Below are 3,627 nucleotides of genomic sequence, written 5' to 3'. Positions count from 1 at the left end.
CGCGGTCACGACCCGGCGGCACCGCCGCCCGGCGGCGCGCCGCGGCGGCCGAGCTGGCCCGGCTGGGCCGCCGCCGGGGTCACCGGCGGGCACCCCGACGACTGGTGGGGGCTGCGTGGCCTCTCCGACGACCGGCCGCTGGTCGACGACGGCGAGCCGGTCCGGGTCACCCCGTCGGCCATGGAGAGCGCGCTGCGGTGCAGCCTGCGCTGGCTGCTGGAACGGCACGGCGGCAGCGGCCCGGCCAGCGCCGCGCAGGGGGTGGGCAACCTGGTGCACGCCGCGGCGATGCTCGCCGAGGACGCCAGCGCCGACCGCACCGCTCTGCTGGAGTACGTGGCCGCCCGGTTCGACGCGATCGAGCTGGCCGCCCGCTGGATGGTCGGGCCGGAACGGGCCCGTGCCGAGGCCATGGTGGACAAGCTGCTCCGCTGGCTGGCCGGCAACCCGCGCCGGCTGCTCGCCATCGAACACGAGTTCGCCGTCCGCCTCGACGACCCGCAGCGGCCCGTCGAGCTGACCGGCCGGGTGGACCGGCTGGAGGTCGACGCCGACGGCCGGCTCGTGGTGATCGACCTGAAGACCGGCAAGTCCACCGCGGTCACCGAGCGGGAGGTCGCCGAGCACCCGCAGCTCGGGGCGTACCAGGCGGCGGTGGAGGCGGGGGCGTTCGCCGAGTTCGGCGAGGAGTCGGGTGGGGCGGCGCTGGTGCAGCTCGGCACCGGGGCGAAGGAGGCCAAGGAGCAGGCCCAGGCCGCGGCCGGGGAGGGCCCGGAGGCCGGCTGGGCGACCGCGCTGGTCCGGCGTACCGCCGATACGATGGCGGCCGCCACCTTCGCCGCGGTCGCCAACTCGAAGTGCCGGGTCTGCCCGGTGCGCACGAGCTGCCCGGTGTCCGGGCAGGGCCGCCAGGTCGTCGAGCCGCCGACCGTCCGTCCCCCGGAGAATCCGTGAGCGCCAGGAGTAGGCCACGAGGCCGGCAGTCGCGAACCGAGGCGGAGACGTGACCCAGCCCGCGCTCTTCAGCACCGCGACCCCGGCGCCGCGGACCGCCGACTCCGGCCCCCGGTACACCCCGGTGGAGCTGGCGAAGCTGCTCCGCCTGCCCGCGCCCACCCGGGAGCAGGCGGCGATCATCGCCGCGCCGGTGGAGCCGCTGCTGGTGGTCGCGGGCGCCGGCTCCGGCAAGACCGAGACGATGGCCGCCCGGGTGGTCTGGCTGGTCGCCAACTCGTACGTCCGGCCGGAGCAGATCCTCGGCCTCACCTTCACCCGCAAGGCCGCCGGCGAGCTGGCGCACCGGGTGCGTACCCGGCTCGACCAGCTCATCCGGCGCGTCGGCCGGCAGGGCCGGGACCCGCACGAGGACCCCCTCGCGGGCGAGCCGACCGTCTCCACCTACCACTCGTACGCCGGCCGGATCGTCACCGAGCACGGGCTGCGCGCCGGGTACGAGCCCACCACCCGGCTGCTCACCGAGGCGTCCCGCTGGCAGCTCGTCGACCTGCTGGTGCGCAACTACGACGGCGACATGTCCGAGGTGGAGCGGATGCCCAGCACGATCACCGACGCGGTCCTGGCGCTGGCCGGGGAGCTGGACGAGCACCTGGTCGACCCGGACACCCTCGCCGCCTGGACGGCCGGTTCTTCGCGGACGTGCAGGCCCGCCCCGGCCGGGTCTACGCCGACGTGCGGAAGGCGCTGCGACTCCAGCAGACCCGGCTGAAGCTGCTCCCGCTGGTCCGGGCGTACGCCCGCCGCAAGGACGACTTCGAGGCGATGGACTTCGCCGACCAGCTCGCCCGGGCCGCCCGGGTGGCCCGGGACCACGCCGGCGTCGGGGTGATCGAGCGGGACCGCTTCCGGGTGGTGCTGCTCGACGAGTACCAGGACACCAGCCACGCCCAGGTGGTGCTGCTCAACGCGCTCTTCGGCGGGGGCCACCCGGTCACCGCGGTCGGCGATCCCTGCCAGTCCATCTACGGCTGGCGGGGGGCCAGCGCCGGCACCCTGGACCGCTTCCCCGGCGACTTCGCCCGCGCCGACGGCGCCCCGGCCGACGTGCTGAGCCTGACCACGAGCTGGCGCAACCGCCCGGAGATCCTCGGCGTGGCGAACGCGCTGGCCACCCCGCTGCGGGCCGCCGGGGCGCAGGTGCCGGAGCTGCGGGCCGCGCTCAGCGTGAAGGAGCCCATCCCGCACCGCAGCCCGCGCGGCCACGCCGCCGGCACCGTGCACTGCGCGCTGCTCCAGACGTACGCCGACGAGGCCGAGTGGATCGCCGACGGCGTCCTCGGCGCCTGGCGGGGGGCGGCCCGGATGCCCGGGGCGCTGCCCGAGCACATTCCGGTGCCGCAACGCCCCACCACCGCCGTGCTGGTCCGGCTGCGCAGCCAGATCCCGGCCATCGAGTCCGCGCTGCGCGCCCGCGGGCTGCCGGTCGAGGTGGTCGGCCTGGGCGGTCTGCTGGACACCCCCGAGGTCCGGGACGTGGTCTGCACGCTGCGGGTGCTCGCCGACCCGACCGACGGGGCGGCGCTGCTGCGGCTGCTCACCGGGGCGCGCTGGCGGATCGGGCCGCGCGACCTGGTGGCCCTGCACCGGCGGGCCCGGTCGATCGCCCGGTCCCGCCGCCAGTTGACCGGTGACGACGGGCCGGAGATCGCCGTGGACGTGCTGGATGAGGCCACGCTGGTCGAGGCGCTGGCCGACCTGGGGCCGGCGCAGGCGTACTCGGCGGAGGGGTACGCGCGGCTGCGCGCGTACGGGATGGAACTGGCCCTGCTGCGGTACCGGCTCGACCAGACCCTGCCGGAGCTGATCGCGGACATCGAGCGGACCATCGGCCTGGACGTGGAGGTGGCGGTCCGGGCCGGCCGGGACGGCGCCGGCGACGCCGGCCTGGCCCGCGGCCACCTCGACGCCCTCGGTGACGTCGCCGCCCGGTTCAGCGGGGAGACGCCGGGCGCGACCCTGGCCGGCTTCCTGTCCTTCCTCGCCGCCGCCGAGGACGAGGAGCGCGGGCTCGCCCCCGGCGAGGTCGAGGTGGTGGAGGGTGCGGTGCAGATCCTCACCGCGCACGCCGCCAAGGGCCTCGAGTGGGACGTGGTCGCGGTCGCCGGGCTGACCCGGGGCGTCTGGCCGGGGCCGGTCCGCAACTCCGACCACTGGCTGGGCGGCCTGGGTGTGCTGCCGTTCCCGCTCCGCGGCGACGCCGACGGGCTGCCCGAGCTGAAGCTCGCCGCCGCCGAGGACCAGCGCGGGGTGGCCCGGGCGGTGGAGGACTTCACCGACGCCTGGCGGGCGCACGACGAGCGGGAGGAGCGCCGGCTGGCGTACGTGGCGGTGACCCGGCCCCGGCGGCTGCTGCTCTGCTCCGGGTACTGGTGGGGGGAGGGGACGAAGCGGTTCCGCGGGCCCTCGGTCCTCCTCCGCGAGGTGCACGACGCCTGCCTGGACGGCGGGGCCGGGCACCTGGTCGACGAGTGGGCCCCGGAACTCCCGGCGACGCGGTCAACCCGACCGACGGAGGTGGTGCTGCGCGCCGAGTGGCCGGCCGACCCGGCTCGGCGCCCGCGGCCGGCCCTGGCCGAGGCCGCCGCCCTGGTCCGCCGCTTCCTCGCCGAT

The 3,627-nt window shown here is 77.0% G+C and carries 2 pseudogenes; both read left to right on the top strand.

Annotated features, from left to right (window positions below):
- A pseudogene (locus JNW87_RS36240) lies at positions 1-954 on the top strand (RecB family exonuclease); the annotation flags it as partial.
- 49 nt (positions 955-1,003) lie between these two features.
- A pseudogene (locus JNW87_RS36235) lies at positions 1,004-3,627 on the top strand (ATP-dependent helicase); the annotation flags it as partial.

Origin of the sequence: Micromonospora sp. ATA51 (genome assembly GCF_016802855.1) — a bacterium.
GTDB lineage: Bacteria > Actinomycetota > Actinomycetes > Mycobacteriales > Micromonosporaceae > Micromonospora > Micromonospora sicca.
This window is presented reverse-complemented; position numbering and strand designations above follow the sequence as displayed.